Source organism: Pseudomonas sp. B2M1-30, from assembly GCF_025447575.1.
Lineage (GTDB): Bacteria > Pseudomonadota > Gammaproteobacteria > Pseudomonadales > Pseudomonadaceae > Aquipseudomonas > Aquipseudomonas botevensis.
In genome coordinates, this window is record NZ_JAOEJT010000009.1 from 138,361 (window position 1) to 155,099 (window position 16,739).

16 protein-coding genes are annotated in these 16,739 nt (G+C 62.4%); 4 read left to right on the top strand and 12 right to left on the bottom strand.

All coding sequences use genetic code 11. The features are described from left to right. Window positions 1-60: 60 nt before the first annotated feature. The gene (locus tag N8H74_RS18495) at window positions 61-1,011 is read left to right on the top strand and encodes an LD-carboxypeptidase (RefSeq protein ID WP_262149311.1); all 951 of its coding nucleotides are present in this window, start codon (window positions 61-63) and stop codon (window positions 1,009-1,011) included. Between the two features lie 92 nt (window positions 1,012-1,103). Here the strand turns inward: N8H74_RS18495 and N8H74_RS18500 are convergent, their stop codons facing one another. The 5 genes from N8H74_RS18500 to leuS form a co-directional block, all read right to left on the bottom strand. Beyond that, the gene (locus N8H74_RS18500) at window positions 1,104-2,426 is read right to left on the bottom strand and encodes a lytic murein transglycosylase (protein ID WP_217830162.1); all 1,323 of its coding nucleotides are present in this window, start codon (window positions 2,424-2,426) and stop codon (window positions 1,104-1,106) included. Between the two features lie 61 nt (window positions 2,427-2,487). Beyond that, window positions 2,488-2,652, bottom strand: a complete 165-nt coding sequence (gene arfA / locus N8H74_RS18505; protein ID WP_128615297.1) for an alternative ribosome rescue factor ArfA — start codon at window positions 2,650-2,652, stop codon at window positions 2,488-2,490. Window positions 2,653-2,824: 172 nt separating this feature from the next. Beyond that, complete coding sequence (gene holA, locus N8H74_RS18510; RefSeq protein ID WP_262149315.1) at window positions 2,825-3,862, bottom strand: DNA polymerase III subunit delta; 1,038 nt, start codon at window positions 3,860-3,862, stop codon at window positions 2,825-2,827. Between the two features lie 39 nt (window positions 3,863-3,901). Next, a complete protein-coding gene (lptE, locus tag N8H74_RS18515; protein WP_217830160.1) occupies window positions 3,902-4,507 on the bottom strand; it encodes an LPS assembly lipoprotein LptE in 606 nt (201 codons plus the stop codon). Between the two features lie 87 nt (window positions 4,508-4,594). After that, window positions 4,595-7,201, bottom strand: a complete 2,607-nt coding sequence (gene leuS / locus N8H74_RS18520) for a leucine--tRNA ligase (protein ID WP_217830159.1) — start codon at window positions 7,199-7,201, stop codon at window positions 4,595-4,597. Window positions 7,202-7,455: 254 nt separating this feature from the next. On the opposite strand from leuS, the gene N8H74_RS18525 reads away from it, so the two are divergent. Together N8H74_RS18525 and N8H74_RS18530 are read left to right on the top strand one after the other, a co-directional pair. After that, on the top strand, window positions 7,456-7,779 hold the full coding sequence (locus N8H74_RS18525; RefSeq protein ID WP_217830158.1) for a hypothetical protein: 324 nt from the start codon (window positions 7,456-7,458) through the stop codon (window positions 7,777-7,779). Window positions 7,780-7,884: 105 nt separating this feature from the next. Next, window positions 7,885-8,664, top strand: a complete 780-nt coding sequence (locus tag N8H74_RS18530) for a YdcF family protein (protein ID WP_262149321.1) — start codon at window positions 7,885-7,887, stop codon at window positions 8,662-8,664. A 72-nt stretch (window positions 8,665-8,736) separates the two neighbouring features. On the opposite strand, the gene lnt is transcribed toward N8H74_RS18530, so the two are convergent. From lnt to miaB, 5 genes are all read right to left on the bottom strand, one after another. Then, window positions 8,737-10,260, bottom strand: coding sequence for an apolipoprotein N-acyltransferase (gene lnt / locus N8H74_RS18535; RefSeq protein WP_262149323.1), 1,524 nt, complete (start codon window positions 10,258-10,260; stop codon window positions 8,737-8,739). A 16-nt stretch (window positions 10,261-10,276) separates the two neighbouring features. Beyond that, entirely contained in the window at window positions 10,277-11,116 is an 840-nt protein-coding gene (locus N8H74_RS18540) for an HlyC/CorC family transporter (protein WP_007909641.1), read from the bottom strand. 5 nt (window positions 11,117-11,121) lie between these two features. Then, window positions 11,122-11,616 carry an rRNA maturation RNase YbeY gene (ybeY, locus tag N8H74_RS18545; protein WP_262149325.1) on the bottom strand — a complete coding sequence of 165 codons (495 nt, stop codon included), beginning with the start codon at window positions 11,614-11,616 and terminating at the stop codon, window positions 11,122-11,124. Next, window positions 11,609-12,607: a PhoH family protein gene (locus N8H74_RS18550; RefSeq protein ID WP_217830154.1), complete on the bottom strand. Its 999-nt coding sequence runs from the start codon at window positions 12,605-12,607 to the stop codon at window positions 11,609-11,611. Before N8H74_RS18550 ends, ybeY begins: the two co-directional genes overlap by 8 nt. 146 nt (window positions 12,608-12,753) lie before the next feature. Further along, window positions 12,754-14,082: a tRNA (N6-isopentenyl adenosine(37)-C2)-methylthiotransferase MiaB gene (gene miaB / locus N8H74_RS18555; RefSeq protein WP_217830153.1), complete on the bottom strand. Its 1,329-nt coding sequence runs from the start codon at window positions 14,080-14,082 to the stop codon at window positions 12,754-12,756. A 133-nt stretch (window positions 14,083-14,215) separates the two neighbouring features. Here miaB and N8H74_RS18560 point away from each other — a divergent pair, with 133 nt between their 5' ends. Continuing rightward, window positions 14,216-14,545 carry a DUF1820 family protein gene (locus N8H74_RS18560; protein WP_047736335.1) on the top strand — a complete coding sequence of 110 codons (330 nt, stop codon included), beginning with the start codon at window positions 14,216-14,218 and terminating at the stop codon, window positions 14,543-14,545. A 122-nt stretch (window positions 14,546-14,667) separates the two neighbouring features. On the opposite strand, the gene N8H74_RS18565 is transcribed toward N8H74_RS18560, so the two are convergent. After that, complete coding sequence (locus tag N8H74_RS18565) at window positions 14,668-15,222, bottom strand: tetratricopeptide repeat protein (RefSeq protein ID WP_217830152.1); 555 nt, start codon at window positions 15,220-15,222, stop codon at window positions 14,668-14,670. 225 nt (window positions 15,223-15,447) lie between these two features. Beyond that, window positions 15,448-16,731 carry a glutamate-1-semialdehyde 2,1-aminomutase gene (gene hemL / locus N8H74_RS18570; protein WP_262149330.1) on the bottom strand — a complete coding sequence of 428 codons (1,284 nt, stop codon included), beginning with the start codon at window positions 16,729-16,731 and terminating at the stop codon, window positions 15,448-15,450. Window positions 16,732-16,739: the final 8 nt, after the last annotated feature.

Here is a 16,739-nt window from a genome sequence, read left to right on the forward strand (position 1 = left end):
TTTGTTTGTCGCCGTTCCTGACTACTGTGTGCTCACGACTTCACGCTGGGAGATCCATGGATGACCGTTCGACCGACTCACACCCTTTGTCCGCACAAACCGGTGCCGGCGCTGCCGTCCGAGGGTCTGATCGGCGTCATTGCGCCCGCCGGCCCCGGCGCCCTGGACACCGACAAGGCGGTGCAATGGATGCGTGCCCGGGGTTACGGGCTGCGAGTGTTTCCCGGTGTCTACGAGAAGGACGGTTATCTGGCCGGCAGCGACGACGTGCGGCTCAACGATTTGCACGCGGCATTCGCTGACCCGCAGGTCGACGCGATCATTTGCCTGCGTGGCGGCTACGGCACGCCCCGTCTGCTCGACCGGATCGATTACGACTTGCTGGGCCGGCACGCCAAGCCGTTCATCGGCTACAGCGACATCACCGCGCTGCATCTGGCGATCAGCCGTTACGCCGGGTTCGTGACCTTTCACGGGCCGTTGCTCAACGCCGACTTGCTGGGTGACAAGGAGCCACCGACCGTCACCTCGTTTTTTGCCATGCTGCGCGGGCAGATGCAGGCGGGGAGCGTGTTGGCTCACCCGGCGGCCTACCCGTTGACCACCGTCGAGCCCGGCATCGCTCACGGGCGTCTGTTGGGCGGCAATCTGGCGATGATTGCCGCGACCCTGGGCACACCCTATGAGATCGACGCCGAAGGGGTGATTCTGCTGATCGAAGACATCAACGAGCCGTTGTATCGCATCGACCGTCTGCTGACCCAGATGCGCCTGGCCGGCCATCTGCACAAGTTGCGTGGGGTGTTGGTGGGGGATGTGGCCGGGGTCGAAATCGGGGCGCTGAACCGCTTGCTCAAGCAGACCTTCGAACCGTTGCGGATTCCGGTGCTGTCCGGTTGGCGCAGCGGGCATTGTGATCCGAACCTGACGTTGCCACTGGGGGCGCTGGTTCGGCTGGACGCGGGGAAGAAGGAATTGCTGCTGGAGCAGGACGTGGTGGTAAAGGCTTGACGATCTGCTGACTGACAGTCTGCCTTCGCGGGCAAGGCCGCTCCCACGGATTCAATACAGATCCGGTGGGAGCGGGCTTGCCCGCGAAGCGTTTACTGGCTGCGCAGACTCTCAAGCAGCTTGTGCGTCGGATAACCGTCCGCCGGCCAGCCAAACGACTGTTGCGCGCTACGAATCGCCTTGCGCGTATTCGCGCCGATGATGCCGTCGGCAGTGCCGGCGTCGAAGTTGCGCGCGCTCAGCAGGTTTTGCAGTTCCATGCGTTCGGTGCGGCTCAGCGGCAGGTCGTCTTTCGGCCAGGTGCCGTTGATCAACCCGGCGCCATTGAAGCGCTCGGACAACAGACCGACCGCCAGGGCATAGGACGACGAGTTGTTGTATTTGAGGATCGCCCGGAAATTGTCGAGGATCAGGAACGCCGGGCCGCGATAACCGGCTGGCAGCAGCAGGGCGGCGGACAGTTGTTCGGTGCCGGCGGGGGCCTGACCGCCGTTGGGCAGGATCACGCCCATTTGCCGCCATTCGGCGACGCTCTTGCGAATGGCACCGTCCGCCAGCGTGTAGTTGAAACCGCTCGGCAGTTGCACTTCGAAGCCCCATGGCTGGCCGCGCTGCCAGCCGGAGCTTTGCAGGTAGTGCGCGGTCGAGGCCAGGGCGTCGGCGGCACTGCCCCAGATGTCGCGGCGGCCATCGCCGTCAAAATCCACGGCGTGGGTGTTGTAGGTGGTCGGGATGAACTGGGTCTGGCCCATGGCGCCGGCCCAGGAACCGAGCATCTTCTCCGGCGTGATGTCGCCCTGTTGCAGGATTTGCAGCGCGGCGATCAGTTGCGCGTGGGCAAAGCCCGGACGACGGCCTTCATAGGCCAGGGTCGCCAGCGAGTTGATCACCGACTTGTTGCCCTGGAACTGGCCGAAGTTGCTTTCCATCCCCCACACCGAGACCAATGCCTGGCGATCGACGCCATAACGCTGTTCGATGCTTTGCAGAATGTCGGCGTATTGGCTGATCAGCGCCTGGCCCTTGCGAACCCGCAGTGGCGACAGGGCACCATCGAGGTATTCCCAGACGGGGCGGGAGAATTCGGGTTGGCTGCGGTCGGCGCGGATCACGCTGGCATCGAAGCTGACGTTGGCGAAGGCGCGGTCGAACAGGTCGGCGCGGATCCCGGCGGCCAGGGCATCCTTGCGGAAACCGGCCTGCCATTCGGCGAAGGTCTGGGTGGGTTGAAGATCGAGATTGTCGGCGGACGGCACTACCGGCGGAATGATCGCTGGGGCCGTGGCGACGGGGACAGTCTGGAGCGGTTGCGCGTCGGCGGCGGTGGGTTTTTCCGCGCAGGCGACAAGCAGGGCGAAGCTTGTGGCGGCAATCAACTGGCGAACAGGCCAGCGACGGGAAAGACAAAGGGGCATGCACAGGTCCAGGGAGTACGAATCAGGTGCAGACCTTAACATGAGGAAGGGGTGCTGTGCTTCAGGCGGCCAGAAAGTAAGAAGCCTCCCAGTTGTCAGACTGGAAGGCTTCGCGGCGGTAGCTGCCTTTGCCCTTGGCGGGACGTTCCTGGCGGCTGCGGAACAGGGGCTGGGCGACGATGGATTTGGCCTTGTTAGGGCCATGTTTCGATGGCTTTTTGCTCATGAGGATTCTCGCGAGTGAGTGGATTGCGTCGCGCATATTCTGCTCAAGTTGCGCGTCTGTCCATAGGGCAAATGCAGGTGGAGTTTGTGGGAAAAAAGATCACAAAGTCGCAGCCGGCGGCAGTTCCTGCATAAGGTGGCGCAGGTGCTGACGAAAGCTGCGGTCTTTTGTCTTATTCAGCGGGCAATGGCAGACGCTGGCCGGCCATCAACAGCGCCAGCCGGCTCAGGCTCATCCATGGCGAACCGGCCGCCTGACCCTTGATCTGCGCATCGATGCGCTGGGCTTCGAGCAACAACTGCGCCCAGCGTTGCGCCGAGTAGCGTTGCAGGGCTTTGTTCATCAGTGGCTTGCGCTTGTCCCAGACGGGCGGTTTGGCCTGGCTGAATGCCTTGTCCAGCGGCGTGCCCTGGCTGTATTGCAGGGAGATGTTCGCCAGCAGACGCAACTCCCGGGCCAGCGCCCAGAGGATCACCGGCGGTTCGACCCCTTCACCGCGCAACCCTTCGAGCATGCGCAGCGCGTGGGACGGTTCGCCGTTGAGGACGGCGTCGGTCAGGCCGAATACGTCAAAGCGTGCGCTGTCCGCCACGGCGGCCTGCACGGTTTCGACGGTGATCTGCCCGCTCTCGGCCATCAGCTTGAGCTTTTCGATTTCCTGCGCGGCGGCGAGCAGGTTGCCCTCCACGCGCGCCGCAATCAGTTCAACCGCGTCCTGACTCGCCGACAGCCCGGCCTGGGACAGGCGTTGGCGAATCCAGCTCGGCAACTGGTTGGCATCCACCGGCCAGATCTGGATGAACTGGGTTTGCGGGCCTTCGACCAGCGCCTTGCCCCACTTGGTTTTCTGCGCGCTGCCATCGAGCTTGGGCAGGCTGATCAGCAGCAGCGTGTCCTCGGCCGGGCGCGAGCAGTATTCAATCAGGGCGGCCGCGCCTTTGTCGCCGGGCTTGCCCGAAGGCAGGCGCAGCTCCAGCAGGCGTTTTTCGGCGAACAGTGACAGGCTGGCGCCGGCCAGCAGCAGACTGCCCCAATCGAAATTGGCGTCGGCGGCGAACACCTGGCGTTCGTCGAAACCCTGTTGGCGGGCGGCGGTGCGAATGGCGTCGGCGGCTTCCTGGCACAGCAACGGATCATCACCGCTGATGACGTAGACCGGCGCGAGGGCGCCTTGCAGGTGCTTGCCGAGTTGCGCGGGAGCGAGCTTCATAAGAAATGGCGAACGGGGCGCCTGAGCGCCCCGAACGTCTTACTGCTGCGGCAGTTCGAGCGGCGACTGACGCGGAGTTTCCGCTTCAGCCTTCTGCGCCGCTTCCAGCGCGTCGGCTTCAGCCTTGGCGCGGTCGTTGGCGGCTTGTTGCAGCTGTTGCAGTTGACCCGGGGTCAGCTGTTGCAGGCGCAGCATCATGCGTTGAACCAGCTCGCGGCGGGTTTCGCGACGGGCGTCGTTGGCTTCCTGGTCAGAGCCGACGAGGTTGTTGCCGTCGTGGATGAACACCTTCTGCACTTCGAGCTTGTCGCTCAGCAGGGCCAGGTTGCGGTCGCCACGGATGTCATAGTTCAGAACGGTGCTGACCTGATATTCGCCAGTACGGCCGGCACCGGCGTAGCTAAGGATGCGCTGGGTTTCCTGCTCATCCGACAGGTACAGCTTGTACGGCGCGCCGGTGTAAACCTTGACGCCGCTGGCCTCCAGCGTCTGACGCAGCTGGGTGACGGTTTCGCCATAGGCGTTGCGGGCACTCAGGTCGAGTTCCTTGATCGTCAGTTCGCTGGTGCCAGTACCGCGCAGATGGAAACCGCAGGCGCTCAACAGGACCGCGAGGCCCATCACCAGCAGATTGCGTTTGATCATTGTGTTGCTCCCCTTGAAACCATGTGGGCCGACCCTGCGGCCCGAAAGGTTTTACTGGACGCCAGGCCGACCTGGCGCCCGATCCAATTAGCTGGCGACGATATTGACCAGTTTCCCGGGCACTACGATCACTTTGCGAATCGTCAGGCCGTCGACGAAGCGCAGCACGTTCTCATTGGCGCGCGCAGCGGCTTCGACTTCCTCGCGGCTGGCGCTGGCCGGCATTTCGATCTGGCCGCGCAGCTTGCCGTTCACCTGAATGACCAGCTGCAGCGTGTCCTGGACCAGTGCGCTGTCATCCTGCACCGGCCAGCGGGCATCGATCACGGCGTCGGCGTGGCCCAGCTTGTTCCACAGTTCGTGGCTGATGTGCGGAGTGATCGGCGCCAGCAGCAACGTGACGGTTTCCAGACCTTCCTGAATCAGCGCGCGATCCTGTTCGGTGCCTTGCGCGGCTTTTTCCAGCACATTCATCAGCGTCATCACCTGGGCGATGGCGGTGTTGAATTTGTGGTTCTGGCCGACGTCCTGGCTGGCTTGCTTGATCGCCAGGTGGATCGAGCGACGCACGGCTTTCTGCTCGTCGTTCAGGCTGGCGATGTCCAGCTTGCCCGGCAGACCCTGAGTGATATGGGCCTGCGCCAGACGCCAGACGCGCTTGAGGAAGCGGTGCGAACCTTCCACGCCGGAGTCGGACCATTCGGCGCTCATGTCGGGCGGCGAGGCGAACATCATGAACAGGCGGCAGGTGTCGGCGCCGAACTGGTCGATCATCGACTGCGGGTCGACGCCGTTGTTCTTCGACTTGGCCATCTTCTCGGTGCCGCCGATTTCCACCGGCAGGCCATCGGCGATCAGCTTGGCGCTGATGACCTTGGCCTTGCTGTCACGCTCGAGTTCGACATCCGCCGGGTTGAACCAGGTGTAGGCGCCGTTGGCTTCGCGACGGTAGTAAGTCTCGGCGACCACCATGCCCTGGGTCAGCAGGTTCTTGAACGGCTCGTTGGAGTTCACCAGGCCTTCGTCGCGCATCAGCTTGTGGAAGAAACGCGCGTAGAGCAGGTGAAGAATTGCGTGTTCGATACCGCCGATGTACTGATCCACCGGCAGCCAGTGGTTGGCGGCGGCCGGATCGACCAAGCCACCTTGGTAGTGCGGCGAGGCGTAGCGGGCGTAGTACCACGACGACTCGACGAAGGTGTCCATGGTGTCGGTTTCACGCTTGGCAGGCTGGCCGCATTTCGGGCAGGTGCACTCGTAGAATTCGGGCATGCGCGCCAATGGCGAACCGGCGCCGTCCGGCACCACGTCCTCTGGCAGCACGACCGGCAACTGGTCTTCCGGCACCGGTACGTCGCCACAGCTGTCGCAGTGGATGATCGGGATCGGGCAGCCCCAGTAGCGCTGGCGGCTGATGCCCCAGTCGCGCAGGCGGAACTGGGTGCGCGAGGCGCCAAGTTCTTTCTTGATCAGGGCGACTTCCATGGCGTCGAACGCGCCGGCGAAGTCCAGACCGTCGAATTCGCCGGAGTTGATCAGCGTGCCGTGCTCGCCGTAGGCGTCTTGCCACGGGGCCGGGTTGGTGTCACCGGAGCTGGTGCGCACCACCGATTTGACCGGCAGGTTGTACTTGTGGGCGAATTCGAAATCGCGCTCGTCGTGGGCCGGCACAGCCATTACCGCGCCATCGCCGTAGTGCATCAGCACGTAGTTGGCGACCCAGACCGGCAGTTTCTCGCCGGTCAGCGGATGCTCGACGAACAGGCCGGTCGGCAGGCCTTTTTTCTCTTGGGTGGCGACGTCGGCTTCGGCGACGCTGCCGCCCTTGCATTCAGCGATGAACGCTTGCAGCTCGGGATTGTTCTGTGCGGCCAGGGAGGCCAGGTGGTGCTCGGCGGCCACGGCGACGTAAGTCGCGCCCATCAGGGTGTCCGGACGGGTGGTGAAGACTTTCAGAGTGCCGGTTTCGCCGATGGAGTCGACGTTGTACGGGAACTGCACTTCCATCCCGCGCGACTTGCCGATCCAGTTGCGCTGCATGGTCTTGACCTGTTCCGGCCAGCCCGTCAGTTCGTCGAGGCTCTCCAGCAGCTCATCCGCGTAGGCAGTGATCTTGAAGTAGTACATCGGGATTTCGCGCTTCTCGATCAGCGCGCCGGAACGCCAGCCGCGACCGTCGATCACCTGCTCGTTGGCCAGTACGGTCTGGTCGATCGGGTCCCAGTTCACGGTGCCGTTCTTGCGGTAGATCACGCCTTTTTCGAACAGGCGGGTGAACAGCCATTGTTCCCAGCGGTAGTAATCCGGTTTGCAGGTGGTCACTTCGCGGGACCAGTCCACCGCCAGGCCCAGGCTGCGCAGCTGGGACTTCATGTAGGCGATGTTTTCGTAGGTCCATTTGGCGGGTGCCACGTTGTTCTTCATCGCGGCGTTTTCCGCCGGCATGCCGAAGGCGTCCCAACCCATCGGTTGCAGGACGTTCTTGCCTTGCATGCGCTGATAGCGGGAGATCACGTCGCCGATGGTGTAGTTGCGCACGTGCCCCATGTGTAGCTTGCCGCTGGGGTAAGGGAACATCGACAGGCAGTAGTAAGTCTCCTTGCCTGGCTGTTCACTGACTTCAAAGGACTTTTGCTCGTCCCAGAACGACTGGGCGGCGGCTTCGATTTCACGGGGCTGATATTGTTCGTGCATGGCTACTTTTGTACTGGATAGGGGTGGCCTAATCCTCTTCAATGCGACATCCGGGGCGGCCCGGACGAGCTGGAAGTGGAGTTACAGGAAGCGCCGTAGCATACATGACCGCCCTTGGCCTAGGGAAACCCTGATTGCAGCCGTTCGGACCCCGAAAACCGTGGCGAGGGCCGTTGGTCGCGGCGTGCAGCCGGTTTGTGCAGCGAAGCTAAGCTCTAACTGGGGAGTGAGTCTTATCTTCAATGAGGTGAGGGATGGTGGAGTCACAGCAAAAAAACGTAACCAAACCCGAGTTGTACGAGCGGTTGATCGACCGTCTGGGCATGGCCCTGGACGCTGCAAAAACCGCTGGCCGGCTGCGCGACGAGCGCCCCCTGGAGCTGGAATTGCGTGGCTTGAGCCCCGCCGAGTTCAAACTGGTCAAGGCCTATCTGGATCGCAGTGAGCGTGAAACCCACGGATATCTGTCTCAAGCAGTGAAGCAACTCGATGCAGCACATTCAGCCAAGGTCATCTGGCTCAAGGACAAGGCGCCCGGCAGAGACACCGTCAAGGTTCGCTCGCTGCAGGCCAAGTAAACGCATGGCAGGTCAAGAAACGGATCTTTTTCAACGGGATCCGCCCCTATCGGTTGTCGCGCTGCATTAACCCACTTAGGCTTCGGGCATCTCTGGAGATGCCCGATGTTATTCCGTTACTTCATCAAACAACTTCTGCTGCCGCCCGGCATTCTTTTTCTGCTGTTGCTGATCGCCTGGTGGTTGCGCCGTGCCCGCCCGCGACTGGCCGGCCTGTGCTTCGCCCTGGGGCTGGGCGGGTTGTGGCTGATGAGCCTGCCGGTGGTCGTGCAATGGAGTGCCAAGGCGCTGGAACGCGAGCCGCCGCTGGCCCGGGAAGAATGGGCCGGCCTGGCCCGGCGTGCCGACGCGATCGTGGTGCTGGGGTCCGGCCGCGAGCGCGGCGATCTGGCCTGGGGCGAGGATCAGCCGACCGGTGTGGGGCTTGAGCGTCAACGTTATGCGGCGCGTCTGGCCAAGGCGTCCGGACTGCCGATTCTGACCAGCGGCGGCTTGCATTACGGCACGCCGCCGACGGAAGCGAAGCTGATGGCCGATTCGCTGCGGGACGATTTCGATGTGACGGTTCGCTGGCAGGAAGGCAAGAGCCGCACGACCTGGGAAAACGCGCTGTTCAGTGCCGATATGTTGCTGCCGGAAGGCGTCAAGCGTGTGGTGGTCGTGACCCAGGCCTGGCACATGCCGCGCGCGGTGTGGAGTTTTCAGCAGGCTGGGTTCGAGGTGGTGCCGGCGCCGGTGGGATTCCTCGGCACCGACAACGCCCGGCCGTTCGGCGGCTGGCTGCCGGAGTTCAAGTCGATCTGGCAGAGCGGGCAGTTGCTGAACGAAGCGGTGGGGCAGGTGGGGTATTCGATGTTCTATCGAGGTGGTGAAACCCCGGACTGATCCGCTGTCGCAGATGCCGTCTTCGCGAGCTGGCCCGCTCAGTCTGGGGGAGCGGGCTGGCTCGCGAAGCGTTTACAGGGTCTTGGACATCCGGCCTGTCATCAAAGCCCAGCCAAACAGCAGCACGCACAGAATGATCAGCGGCCACGAGCGCCATTGCAGGTACGGCGTGAGGTTGTGCATCGGCACCACTTCGCCGTACAGCACGCCCTGTTCGAACTGCGGAATGCGCTCGGTGATCTGCCCGAACGGGTTGATCAGGCCGGTCACGCCGTTGTTGGTGGCGCGGATCATCCAGCGACCGGCCTCAAGAGCGCGCATCTGCGCCATCTGCAAGTGTTGCAGCGGGCCGATGGAGGTGCCGAACCAGGTGTCATTGCTGATGGTCAGCAGCAGATCGCTGCGTGCGGCCAGACCGGCGGCAAACTCTGGATAGACCACTTCGTAACAGATGAACGGCGCAATCTGATAACCCTTGGCCTGCAGCAGCGGCTGATCGGCCGGGCCACGGGCGAAGTCGGACATCGGCAGGTCAAAGAACGCGATCAGGCCACGCAGGAGGTCCTGCAACGGCACGTACTCGCCGAACGGCACCAACTTCTGCTTCAGATAGGTGCCATCGCCTTCGCCGACCACGGTGATGCCGTTGAAGAAGCGTTTTTCGTGACGAACCATTTCGCGAATCGGCACGCCGGTAATCAGCGCCGATTTACGCTCGGCGGCGAAGTTGCCCATCATGCTCAGGTAGCCCTCGGCGGACTCCTTCAGCACCGGGACGGCGGTTTCCGGCCAGATCAGCAGATCCACCGGTCTGGAACGGAAGCTCAGGTCGCGGTACAGCGCCAGTTGCGCGTTGAGCTGCGCCGGATCCCACTTCATGCTCTGTTCGACGTTGCCCTGAATCGCCGCAACGCTCAGCGGTGCGCCGGCCGGGCTGGTCCAAGCGTGGCCCTTGAGCGCGATGCCGGCGCCCCATGGCCCGATCAGCAACACCAGACCGGCGGCGACAAAGCCCTTGCGGCCGGATTGCAGCAGGCGTGGTGCGTTGTAGATCAGCGCAGCGGTCAGCGCGAGGACGAACGACACCAGCCACATGCCGCCCACCGGAGCGAGCCCGGCCAGCGGGCCGTCGAGCTGGCTGTAGCCGGAGTACAGCCACGGGAAGCCGGTGAGGAACCAGCCGCGAAACGCTTCCTGGCCGACCCACAGCGCCGCGAATGCCAGGGCATCGGCCAGTGGCGCTTCGTTACGCCGCAGCCAGCGCGCCCAGAGCCACGCGGGCAGGGCGAAAAACCAGGCGATCGCCGCCGTGAAAATCAGCATCAGGAACCCGGCCAGCAGCACCGAGGCGCCGCCGAAGTGGTGGATGCTGTAATAGATCCAGCTGGTGCCGGCGCCGAACAGACCGAAACCGAAGCACCAGCCACGACCCAGGGCCTGGCGCGGACTCAACTCCCGCAGGCCGGCGTAGAACAGGCCGACCGCCAGCAGGGCCAGCGGCCAGATGTCGAACGGCGCCAGAGCGAAGGTGGTGATTGCACCGGCCGCCACGGCCAGCAGGTTACCGGGCCAGCCGGGGCGGGTTGTCCAGCGCATTTCGATCCTTAAAAGATTACCGGGCGATTGGCGTGAGTCGCAGCAAATGAATCCGACGGCTGTCGGCGTTCAGGATGCGGAAACGATAGGCGCCGATTTCAGTGATTTCGTTGCGTTTTGGCAAGTGCCCGAACGCGCTCATCACCAGGCCGCCAACGGTGTCGAACTCGTCGTCGGAGAACTCGCTGTCGAAAAACTCGTTGAAGTTCTCGATCGGCGTCAGGGCCTTGATCAGGAAATCACCGCTGGGCAGCGGCTTGATGTAGCTGTCTTCTTCGACGTCGTGCTCGTCTTCGATGTCGCCGACGATCTGTTCCAGCACGTCTTCGATGGTCACCAGGCCCGCCACGCCGCCGTATTCGTCAATGACGATGGCCATGTGGTTGTGGTTGGCGCGGAACTCGCGCAGCAACACGTTCAGGCGCTTGGACTCCGGCACGAAGGTGGCCGGGCGCAGCAGATCCTTGATGTTGAAGCTGTCGCCGTTCTCCTTGAGGATCAGCGGCAGCAGATCCTTGGCCAGCAGCACGCCCATCACGTCGTCGTGGCTTTCGCCGATGACCGGGTAGCGCGAGTGGGCCGAGTCGACCACCGCCGGGAGGAATTCGCGAGGTGTCTGGGTCGCCTTGATGCTGATCATCTGCGAACGCGGCACCATGATGTCGCGTACTTGCAGGTCAGCCACCTGGATGGCACCTTCGACGATGGCCAGCGCTTCGCTGTCCAGCAGTTTGTTCTGATGTGCATCGCGCAGCAGCTCCAGCAGCTCCTGGCGGTTCTTCGGCTCGTGGGCAAAAGCCTGGGTCAGTTTACCCAGCCAGGACTTCTGCCCGTTGCTCGATCGATCTTCGCTCATAGCGATTACTCTGAATCCTTTGTTGTAACGATAGGGGATGTTTCGGTTTCGTCGTCCGCGTACGGATCGGGGTAGCCCAGTTCGGCAAGCAACTCGCGTTCCAGTGCTTCCATTTCTTCGGCTTCTTCGTCATCTATATGGTCGTAACCAAGCAGATGCAAGCAGCCGTGAATGACCAGATGTGCCCAGTGGGCCTTCAGTTCCTTGCCCTGCTCGGTGGCTTCGCGCTCGACCACCGCCACGCAGATCACCAGATCGCCGAGCAGCGGGATGTCGAGAAACTCGTCGGGCACTTCGGCCGGGAAGGACAGGACGTTGGTCGCGTAATCCTTGTGGCGCCAGGTGTGATTGAGTTCGCGGCCTTCTTCCTCGTCAACCAGACGAATGGTCATTTCCGAGTCGGCAGTGCGCTGGCGCAGGGCCAGCTCGCACCATTGGCGGAATTCGGCTTCGTTCGGCGCGCGCGCTTCGGTCGCGATTTGCAGATCCAGCTCAAGCATCGCGTGAGGCTTCCCTGGCGGCTTCGGCATGGGTTTCGAAGCGCTCGTAGGCCTCGACGATACGTTGAACCAGTGGATGGCGCACCACGTCCTTGGGCTGGAAGTGGGTGAAGCTGATGCCCGGCACGTCTTTGAGGACTTCGATCACGTGATGCAGCCCGGACTTGGTGCCGCGCGGCAGGTCGACCTGGGTGATGTCACCGGTGATCACCGCCGTGGAGCCGAAACCGATCCGCGTCAGGAACATTTTCATCTGTTCGACGGTGGTGTTCTGGCTCTCATCGAGAATGATGAAGCTGTTGTTCAGCGTGCGACCGCGCATGTAGGCCAGCGGGGCGACCTCGATCACCTGGCGCTCGATCAGCTTGGCCACGTATTCGAAGCCGAGCATTTCGTAGAGCGCGTCGTAGAGCGGGCGCAGGTACGGGTCGATCTTTTGGGCCAGGTCACCGGGCAGGAAGCCGAGCTTTTCACCCGCCTCGACCGCCGGACGCACCAGCAGGATGCGGCGGATCTGCTCGCGCTCCAGGGCATCCACCGCGCAGGCCACGGCCAGATAGGTCTTGCCGGTGCCGGCCGGGCCGATGCCGAAGTTGATGTCGTTGCCGAGGATTTCCTTCACGTAGCGCAACTGATTCAAGCCCCGTGGGCGAATCATGCCTTTCTTGGTGCGCAGGGCGACGGAGGCTTCGGCGGGGGCGTGATTGTCCAGCTCGACGACGGACGATTCCTGCAGGAACAGGTGAACCATATCCGGCGACAGCTCTGAACCCTTGGTTTCCCGGTACAGGCGGCGAATCAGATGTTCGGCGGAGGTGGTGAGCTTGGGTTCGCCGATCAGCTCGAACTGGTTTCCGCGATTGCGGATCTCGATGGCCAGGCGTTGTTCGATCAGGCGCAGATGCTCGTCGAACTGCCCGCACAGATTGGCGAAGCGGCGAGCTTCAAACGGCTCGAGGATAAAACGATGGGGTTCTATGGGTGCGTTCAAGGTCGTATTTAGCCGCCCTGGGGCAATTGGAATGAAATCAAGAATAACGCCAGTGGCGTGGGCGCGAAAGCTCTTAAATATCGCCAGCCGATTCCGGCCTCTGGCACTGCAGCCGTGGGAGCGGGCTCCCACGGGAATCTTCGGTGTTACTGGATCAGCGAGCCGCGTAGCGAGTGCGGTTGTGCCGAATCAATGTGTACGTCGGCGAACTGACCGATCAGGGTCGGATTGTCGCAGCGGAAGTTGACGATACGATTATTCTCGGTGCGCCCTTGCAGCTCGCCAGGGTCTTTCTTCGAGTAATCGGTCACCAGAATCCGCTGGATCGAACCGACCATTTGTCGGCTGATCTCGAAACCTTGCTGATTCAAACGGTGCTGAAGGGCGTTCAGACGTTCTTTTTTCAGCTCTTCCGACGTGTCGTCGGCGAGGTCAGCGGCCGGGGTGCCCGGACGCTGGCTGTAGACGAACGAGTAGGAAAAGTCGAAGCCGACGTCGGCAATCAGCTTCATGGTCTGCTCGAAATCTTTCTCGGTTTCGCCGGGGAAACCGACGATGAAGTCCGAACTGATGCTGATCCCTGGCACTGCCGCACGTAGTTTGCGCAGCTTGGATTTGTATTCCAGGGCGGTGTGGTTGCGTTTCATCGCCGCGAGAATCCGGTCCGACCCCGATTGCACCGGCAGATGCAGATGCTTGACCAGCTCCGGTACTTCGGCGTGGGCCTGAATCAGGCTGTCGGAGAACTCCAGCGGGTGCGACGTGGTGTAGCGGATGCGGTCGATGCCATCGACAGCGGCGACCACGCGGATCAGCTCGGCCAGATCGGCCAGGCGTCCATCATGGGTCAGGCCGCGATAGCCATTGACGTTCTGCCCGAGCAGGGTCACTTCGCGCACGCCGTTTTCGGCGAGGTGGATGATTTCGGCAATCACGTCATCGAACGGACGGCTGACTTCTTCGCCACGGGTATAAGGCACCACGCAGAACGTGCAGTACTTGCTGCAACCTTCCATCACCGACACATAGGCGCTCGGGCCATCGATGCGTGGCTCGGGCAAATGGTCGAACTTTTCGATTTCCGGGAACGAGACGTCGACCTGCGGCAGCTTGCTGACGCGCGCGGCATCGATCATTTCCGGCAGACGGTGCAGGGTCTGCGGGCCGAAGACCACGTCGACATACGGCGCGCGATCGCGGATCGCCGCGCCTTCCTGGCTGGCCACACAACCGCCGACGGCGATGACCATTTCCGGGTTGGCCAGTTTCAGTTCGCGCCAGCGGCCGAGCTGGGAATACACCCGATCCTGCGCACGTTCGCGGATCGAGCAGGTGTTGAGCAGAATCACGTCGGCGTCTTCGGCACGGGCGGTCACTTCCAGGGCCTGGTGTTCGCCCAGCAGATCGACCATGCGCGAGCTGTCGTACTCGTTCATCTGGCAACCGTGGGTTTCGATGTATAGCTTCTTGGCCATGGAATAGGGTCGTCACGTGATTCAAAGAACCGCGCATTATAGGGAACATGTCCCCAGGTTCCTACCGCTGCGCGTCTGGTGGCTATGCTATAGTTCGCGCCCTCATTTTTATCCCCGATGCTGTCCGCCCGCCATGACCAAACGCGAAGCTCCAATCTACAAGGTGATTTTCCTCAACCAGGGCCAGGTGTTCGAAATGTACGCCAAGCAGATCTATCAAAGTGATCTGTGGGGTTTCCTGGAAGTGGAAGAGTTCGTCTTTGGCGAGCGCACGCAAGTGGTCGTCGATCCGAGCGAAGAAAAGCTCAAGGCGCAGTTCGAAGGCGTGGTACGCAGCTTTGTGCCGATGCATTCGATCGTGCGCATCGACGAAGTGGAGCGCCTCGGCACGCCGAAAATCAGCGAGGCCCGGGCCGGGGTTGGCAACGTGATGCCGTTCCCGATGCCGATGCCTGAGAAGTAAGGCTCAGGGTCCAGTCGCCTCATTCGCGAGCAAGCCCGCTCCCACAAGGGATCTTCAGTGGCTAGAAGATTTCAGGTGGGAGCGGGCTTGCTTGCGAATGGGCCAGAAAAACCAGCGCTGATTCAAGGCAGAGGCGAGAAGGGCGTACGTCCGTCTGCGCTTTGCAGTTCCATCAGGTATTTACGGAAAATTTGCCCGAGCACCTGGGTGGCGGTTTCGAGGTCTTCGCGGGACATTTTTTCAGAGACTTCGTCGGCGGTGTCCAGTGCATCTTCGGCACCGTTGACCGCCGCCATCTTCAGCACGATGTACGCCTGAATGTTGTTGGCCTGCACACCTTCACCGTGGAAGAACATGGTGCCGAGTTTGAATTGCGCCTGGGCGTGGCCTTGCAGCGAGGCCTTTTCGAAATAGCTCAAGGCTTGATTGAGGTCGCGCGGCGCGTTCTTGCCGTCGTAGTAGAACTCACCCAACTCGTATTGCGCTTGCGCATCCCCCTCATCCGACGCTTTCTGACAGGCGGCGAGTGCCTGCGTGACGTCTTGCGGCTGAGTATTGAGGGTGCAGCGACCCATCGCCGGGATCAACAACGAGTTGCCGCCTGCTTGTGCGTGCGCGAGCAGGGGCTGAAGGAGCAACAGGCAGCCCAGTGCAAGGGTGCGGCCGGTGCGGTTCATGGGAATCGACTTACCTCTGAAGGGCGCGCGGACCCGCCGAGGGATCCAATAAGCGCGCATTATGAAATAAGCAGGGCCAACCTTACAAAGTCTTTACTCGATTTTCTGCTGCGTGGGAAACATATCACCCAATTTGCTGGGGATTTTTAGCAGCCGCGTCGGAAAAAGCGGGGAGATGTAGGTAAATGCTGACGTTGGCACAGGCCAACGTCAGCGATGTGGCGCTTACTTCAGTGCGGCGAAGGCGCGTTCGGCGGCGTCGAGGGTCAGTTTCAGCTCGGTTTCGCCGTGGGCGATGGAGGTGAAACCGGCTTCGAAAGCGCTCGGCGCCAGGTACACGCCACCTTCGAGCATCAGGTGGAAGAATCGTCCGAACAGTGCGGCGTCGCTGGCCATCACGTCGTCAAAGGTGACGATGTCGTCAGCGCCGCTGAAGTACAGACCGAACATGCCGCCGGCCTGGGTGGTGACGAACGGAATGCCGGCCGCATCGGCGCGTTGTTGCAGGCCGTCGAGCAGGCGCGTGGTGTAGTCGGTCAGCTCGGCGTGGAAGCCCGGGCGGCTGATCAGGCGCAGGGTGGTCAGGCCGGCGGCCATCGCCAGCGGGTTGCCCGACAGCGTGCCAGCCTGGTAGACCGGACCCAGCGGCGCGATCTTCTGCATGATTTCACGCTTGCCGCCGAAGCAGCCGACTGGCATGCCGCCACCGATGATCTTGCCGAACGTGGTCAGGTCCGGGGTTACGCCGTAGTAGGCCTGGGCACCGCCGAGGGCGACACGGAAACCGGTCATCACTTCGTCGAAAATCAGCACCACGCCATGTTTGTCGCACAGGCTGCGCAGGCCTTCGAGGAAGCCCGGCGCCGGTGGTACGCAGTTCATGTTGCCGGCCACCGGCTCAACGATGATGCACGCCACGTCCTGACCGACTTCGGCGAGCATTTTTTCCACGGCGTCGATGTCGTTGAACGGCAGGGTCAGGGTGTGTTTGGCGAATGCCGCCGGCACGCCCGCCGAGCTCGGTACGCCCTGGGTCAGCGCGCCGGAACCGGCCTTGACCAGCAGGCTGTCGGAGTGGCCGTGGTAGCAGCCTTCGAACTTGATGATGCTGTCACGGCCGGTGAAACCACGGGCCAGACGGATCGCGCTCATGGTCGCTTCGGTGCCGGAGCTGACCATGCGCACCATGTCCATCGACGGCACCAGCGAGCAGACCAGATCGGCCATCTCGGTTTCCATTGCGGTCGGCGCGCCATAGGACAGGCCGTGCTCCAGTTGCTTGCGTACCGCGTCCAGCACATCCGGATGGCTGTGGCCGAGGATCATCGGCCCCCAGGAACCGACGTAATCCACATAGTGCTTGTCGTCTTCGTCGGTGACGTAGGCGCCTTCGGCGTGCTTGAAGAACAGCGGCGTGCCGCCGACGCTCTTGAACGCGCGAACCGGCGAGTTCACGCCACCGGGAATGTGTTTCTGGGCATTGGCAAACAGGGTTTCGGAACGGGACATGATCGGGC

Coding starts and splice junctions, on each gene's coding strand:
- leuS (WP_217830159.1), bottom strand. CDS start 7,201: ATGCACGAACAATATCAGCCCCGTGAAATCGAAGCCGCCGCCCAGTCG.
- N8H74_RS18525 (WP_217830158.1), top strand. CDS start 7,456: ATGGTGGAGTCACAGCAAAAAAACGTAACCAAACCCGAGTTGTACGAG.
- arfA (WP_128615297.1), bottom strand. CDS start 2,652: ATGAGCAAAAAGCCATCGAAACATGGCCCTAACAAGGCCAAATCCATC.
- lnt (WP_262149323.1), bottom strand. CDS start 10,260: ATGCGCTGGACAACCCGCCCCGGCTGGCCCGGTAACCTGCTGGCCGTG.
- N8H74_RS18540 (WP_007909641.1), bottom strand. CDS start 11,116: ATGAGCGAAGATCGATCGAGCAACGGGCAGAAGTCCTGGCTGGGTAAA.
- hemL (WP_262149330.1), bottom strand. CDS start 16,731: ATGTCCCGTTCCGAAACCCTGTTTGCCAATGCCCAGAAACACATTCCC.
- N8H74_RS18530 (WP_262149321.1), top strand. CDS start 7,885: ATGTTATTCCGTTACTTCATCAAACAACTTCTGCTGCCGCCCGGCATT.
- N8H74_RS18565 (WP_217830152.1), bottom strand. CDS start 15,222: ATGAACCGCACCGGCCGCACCCTTGCACTGGGCTGCCTGTTGCTCCTT.
- N8H74_RS18495 (WP_262149311.1), top strand. CDS start 61: ATGACCGTTCGACCGACTCACACCCTTTGTCCGCACAAACCGGTGCCG.
- N8H74_RS18500 (WP_217830162.1), bottom strand. CDS start 2,426: ATGCCCCTTTGTCTTTCCCGTCGCTGGCCTGTTCGCCAGTTGATTGCC.
- lptE (WP_217830160.1), bottom strand. CDS start 4,507: ATGATCAAACGCAATCTGCTGGTGATGGGCCTCGCGGTCCTGTTGAGC.
- miaB (WP_217830153.1), bottom strand. CDS start 14,082: ATGGCCAAGAAGCTATACATCGAAACCCACGGTTGCCAGATGAACGAG.
- N8H74_RS18560 (WP_047736335.1), top strand. CDS start 14,216: ATGACCAAACGCGAAGCTCCAATCTACAAGGTGATTTTCCTCAACCAG.
- holA (WP_262149315.1), bottom strand. CDS start 3,862: ATGAAGCTCGCTCCCGCGCAACTCGGCAAGCACCTGCAAGGCGCCCTC.
- ybeY (WP_262149325.1), bottom strand. CDS start 11,616: ATGCTTGAGCTGGATCTGCAAATCGCGACCGAAGCGCGCGCGCCGAAC.